Source organism: Lactobacillus sp. UMNPBX6, assembly GCF_002553975.1.
GTDB lineage: Bacteria > Bacillota > Bacilli > Lactobacillales > Lactobacillaceae > Lactobacillus > Lactobacillus gallinarum.
Window position 1 is genome coordinate 1 of the sequence record NZ_PCZD01000088.1, and the last position, 4,507, is coordinate 4,507.

Here is a 4,507-nt window from a genome sequence, read left to right on the forward strand (position 1 = left end):
GGCATATCACACACCAGATGAAATCTTCGAAAGAGAATTAGATAAAATCTATCAAACAGCGTAAGTGTTCAATTTATTATTGCAATTTACGATTATCTTGTTATCAACTGTATTTTAAGTTTCTTTAATTATTTGCTTAACAATGGCTCTATTAGCATCTAGATCATAGAAATCCATGAAATCACAATAGAGCTGCAATTTTAGTTCAGTAAAATTAGGAATGTCGAAGATCCTTTCCCGCAACTTTTTCTGTAATTCTAGGTTAGGCTGATAGTCATCCTCATAATTAATTCTCAGAGTTTCGATCATTCCTTCGACTTCTAAAGCATCTTGATCCTTTTTATCTTGAGGCAGGTCACTGTCTTTAATTGATTGAACGATCTTTTTTAGAGTAGGGATATCATGGTGATAGACAGCGGTAGTGGCCGTATGTCCCCAATTTTCTTCTTGTTCGTGGATTAGGTCACGTTCATTTTCTAAACGCTTGAAAAAGTCACTACTATCAATGTGATTGCGGTGCAACAGTGCTAGCAAATCTTCTGCAGTAATTCTATGCTTATTCTTTTCTACCTTGGCATAGTAAGAAGTACTGATAATGTTGCCAACCCATTCTTTCTGTGTTTTTGATTTCGCTAGTCTTTCTTCTTTAAGTAACTCACCGATCGTCATAATGTCACCTCAAAATGTCAAATACGCCACTTTTAAAAATTAATCTCTTTTTCACTTTATTATAATTGCAACAACAAATGAGACAAAGAAAAAGGGGTTAAACATTATGAATGTATTTTTGAAAAATAAGGATTACAGAAGATTTTCAGTTGCCAGTTTTTTATCTACTGCTGGGGATGTATTCTTTTACTTAGCATTCATGACTTACGCAAGTAAATTGCACAACTATTCATTGGCTTTATCATTGATCGCTATTTCAGAATCTATTCCAAGACTATTTGATATTTTTGGAGGTTTCTTAGCTGATAAAACTAGAAATAAGTTCAAAAGCATCTTCTTAATGGCCGTAGTTCGATTTGTTCTTTACGGTATAGTAGGCTTGCTCTTTGTCAGCAATGTTTCTCAATGGAATTTAGTTATTATAGTTGTCATTATTAATTTTTTATCTGATACGTTTGGTGCTTACTCTACTGGATTGATCGCTCCATTAATTGTCGACATTGTCGGAAAAGAAGAATTTGGTGAAGCTGAAGGTTTTACCAACGGCGTGAGTGAAGTAATCAATACTATTGCACAATTTGTCGGTTCAGGGTTGTTGCTTTTCTTGTCCTTTGCTAACTTGGCTTTCATTAATGCTATTACTTTCATGGTAGCTGGACTTCTATTTTTAAGTGTTGGTTTAAAGCATAGAAAAGATCAAAAGCCACTTGAAGCACAAGAAGTTAATGATCAGAAGTTTTTCGCCACCATGAAGTCATCATACAAACAAATGAAGAAGGCACAAGGTTTGTTAACTGTTATCTTCGTGATTGCTTTGCTTAATGGTATTTTAACTGCTCTTGGATCATTAATTCCAATTATGATTGCAGGAAATAAATCTACAATGATCATCACTAGCTACAGCTTTACTATTGCTGTAATGGGTGTAGTGGTAAGTGTTGGCGCTATTTTAGGCAGTATGTTTGGACCACAATTATTCAAAAAAGCTTTAGTATTTACCATCACTATTCTTGCTATTATTTTGAGTTTTGCTACGACCGTTGCGACTATATTGGCTAATATCTATGCCGTTTTAGCTGTTTACTTCTTGTTAGCAGCAACTGCAAGTATTGCCTCAATTAAGATGCAACAATGGTTAGTTAACACAATTGAACATAAGATTTTAGCTTCATCTGTTGGTTTATTGAATACTATCTTGATGGCTGTAGCACCAATTTTTACTACAATTATGACTTCAATATCTGGTTTTGTTAGTGTAAAATACGCATTATTTACTTTGATTGCAATTGAAGTTATTATCTTGTTCGTTGCCATCAAGATGGGGATAAAAAACAAAGTCAAAGCAGAAATCAATACAGTACAATAACTGTTTCTAATACAACAGAAGAAGTACAGTTTAGATATTTGTAATTTGTTCTTTCCCACTTGATTTTCATTTCGGGGGGGGTAAAATGAAGGTGTAAAAAATATACGTAACAATCCAATAATTTTAAGAATTGGAGTGAATTTTTATGAAACTAAATAAACTCGCATTAATTTCTACAGCTGCCTTAATGGGAATCGCACCTCTTATGAGTGCCACAACTAGTGCTCACACAGTACAAGCTGCAACAAACAGGGCGGTAATGCATACTGCTATCGCTTACGACAAGAATGGTAATAGTACTGGTAAGAAATACTACTCCTATCAATATGTAACAGTAGAAAGCAATCCTGTTAAAATAGACGGTACACTTTACTACAAGGTAAGCGGCAAAGATCAATATTTAAAAGCTACTAATATTGACGGTGTAACTCGGAAAATCACTCATAATGCCTATATCTATAAGTCTTCAAATGGCAGAACCTCTTACATGAATCGTTGGAAGCTCTATAAGGGCGAAACAGTCACTACTTATGGTGGTTCTTACAAGTTCAAGAATGGTAAGCGTTACTTCCGCATCGCTGGACCAAGAAAACAATATATTAAGTCATACAATTTGGGACCTGTTATTAAAGTAAATACTGTTCAAGGACCAACAACGGTTACTACTAACACCAAGCCAACCACTAATACTAACAATACGTCTTCAAATAGTGTTCCACCAATGAGTAAGGATGAAACAACAGTAACCGTATTACGGAACGGTATCCCTCTTCTCGTTGAAGTACCTGGTAAAGACAAAGTTCAACCTTCCGGCAAATATGCAAAGAATGGTGAAAAGTTTACGGTAGACTACTTAGAACAAGGCATTCGAGCAGGTACTGGTGAGGACGGCGATGATGATTGGGAACAAGCAATTTACCACATTAAAGGTACTGATTACTGGATTCTTAATTTATTTGTCAATGCTGCCAAAAAGATGCCAGTTCATAACTATACTTTAGCAAATAGGTATTCACTCATTAGATTTACCAAGGCCACAGATCTATATAATACAAATGGGACTCCTCAAAATATAAAGCTTGCAAAGAATTCTGAAGAGTGGAAAGTAGATAAGTTATTATATATTTGGGTACCAAGTGAAAATAAAGCAGAAGAATTTTATCATTTAGCACCAGTCCGTTATTGGCAAAATGTAATACGTTTATCAAATAACGGTCAATACACAAAAGATTATATGCCACTCAAAGCTGACAATTATGTCAAAGCCAGCGATGTTAAATTTGTTGAAAATAGTGTTAAAATCACTCCATCTAACACTCCAGAAGAAGCACAAGCTGCTGCCTTGAAGAAATAAGATATAAAAATAATAACTCCGTCTACATGATGTAGATGGAGTTATTTCTAACCTTTATTTTATTAACTCAAAAGAAAAAGTACGTATCATTTGTAAATGCTTACATGGGGGGGTAAATTAAAGGTAGAAAATAAAGAAGTACATAGCAGGAAGCGTGAGTTAAGATGAGAGAGAAACCTGAATTATATAGAATAATTTGGGATGTAATAACTTTGATCTGGTTAGCACTAGATTTGTTTTGGCATAGCCAAGCAGTAGGTGCAAAGATATTCATGATGATTTACACCTTAGTATTAGTCATTTGGGATATTATCATCATTGTGCAAAGCCGCAAACATAGAAAGAATAATAGCTGATTTCAAGCATTCATTAGCAAGTCTGATGAATGCTTTTTTACATTTACTATTTCTTTACCTTAGTGAAATCATACTTTCTATACTTAAGCGCAACACTTTTATCTTTGAAAATCGCACCGTTGACGACACTAGGATCAGTGCCATAGCTTAAGAAAAGACATTCATGGTTCTTGAATTGACCAGGCTGATAATCCAAGTTCACCAGATCCAAGAAGCCGCGCACCTTTAACGAATTACCTTGAGTATCAATTAGAACAATATTGCCAGAGTATTTTTTATTTTGTTTTTCAGAGTGACGATTCAATTTTAAATTTGGATCAACTTTTTGATAAGTGACATTGCCGTTAACCGTGTGCTCAGTAATCACGAGTTTTCTAGCCTTTTTAGAATAAGGATCGCCGCGATACCAGGTACCACGGTACTGGCTAGGTACAGTTGCAAGTTTAAAGCCCTTATATTTTTTATGAATATTAATGCGAGGAGCTTCACTAGATGATTTAGTCTCATGACGTACAATTTTTGAACTACTTGATGATTGTGAACTTGAATTTGATTTTGCCGTCTGTTTATTGCATCCCGTCAACAGCGCAGCAGCCATTACACTTATTAAAACAATCGCTTTTTTCATATTTATTCTCTTTTCTTAAATTTAATCTCAATTATAAAATATCCGTAAATTGCAATAATAAATTGAACACTTACGCTGTTTGATAGATTTTATCTAATTCTCTTTCGAAGATTTCATCTGGTGTGTGATATGCC

General features: G+C 34.5%; 4 protein-coding genes. 2 read left to right on the forward strand and 2 right to left on the reverse strand.

The genetic code is table 11. The features are described from left to right. Nucleotides 1–114 precede the first annotated feature (114 nt). The gene (locus CP357_RS09520; protein ID WP_098037181.1) at nucleotides 115–669 is read right to left on the reverse strand and encodes a helix-turn-helix domain-containing protein; all 555 of its coding nucleotides are present in this window, start codon (nucleotides 667–669) and stop codon (nucleotides 115–117) included. Nucleotides 670–775: 106 nt separating this feature from the next. On the opposite strand from CP357_RS09520, the gene CP357_RS09525 reads away from it, so the two are divergent. Further along, a complete protein-coding gene (locus tag CP357_RS09525) occupies nucleotides 776–2,035 on the forward strand; it encodes an MFS transporter (protein ID WP_098036048.1) in 1,260 nt (419 codons plus the stop codon). A 145-nt stretch (nucleotides 2,036–2,180) separates the two neighbouring features. Beyond that, nucleotides 2,181–3,389, forward strand: coding sequence for an SLAP domain-containing protein (locus CP357_RS09530; RefSeq protein ID WP_089146041.1), 1,209 nt, complete (start codon nucleotides 2,181–2,183; stop codon nucleotides 3,387–3,389). Nucleotides 3,390–3,791: 402 nt separating this feature from the next. On the opposite strand, the gene CP357_RS09540 is transcribed toward CP357_RS09530, so the two are convergent. Then, nucleotides 3,792–4,373, reverse strand: a complete 582-nt coding sequence (locus CP357_RS09540) for a hypothetical protein (RefSeq protein ID WP_098037183.1) — start codon at nucleotides 4,371–4,373, stop codon at nucleotides 3,792–3,794. Between the last annotated feature and the right edge of the window lie 134 nt (nucleotides 4,374–4,507).

Excerpts from the sequence above, each read along its gene's own strand:
- CP357_RS09520 (WP_098037181.1), bottom strand. The coding sequence starts at position 669 with ATGACGATCGGTGAGTTACTTAAAGAAGAAAGACTAGCGAAATCAAAA.
- CP357_RS09525 (WP_098036048.1), top strand. The coding sequence starts at position 776 with ATGAATGTATTTTTGAAAAATAAGGATTACAGAAGATTTTCAGTTGCC.
- CP357_RS09530 (WP_089146041.1), top strand. The coding sequence starts at position 2,181 with ATGAAACTAAATAAACTCGCATTAATTTCTACAGCTGCCTTAATGGGA.
- CP357_RS09540 (WP_098037183.1), bottom strand. The coding sequence starts at position 4,373 with ATGAAAAAAGCGATTGTTTTAATAAGTGTAATGGCTGCTGCGCTGTTG.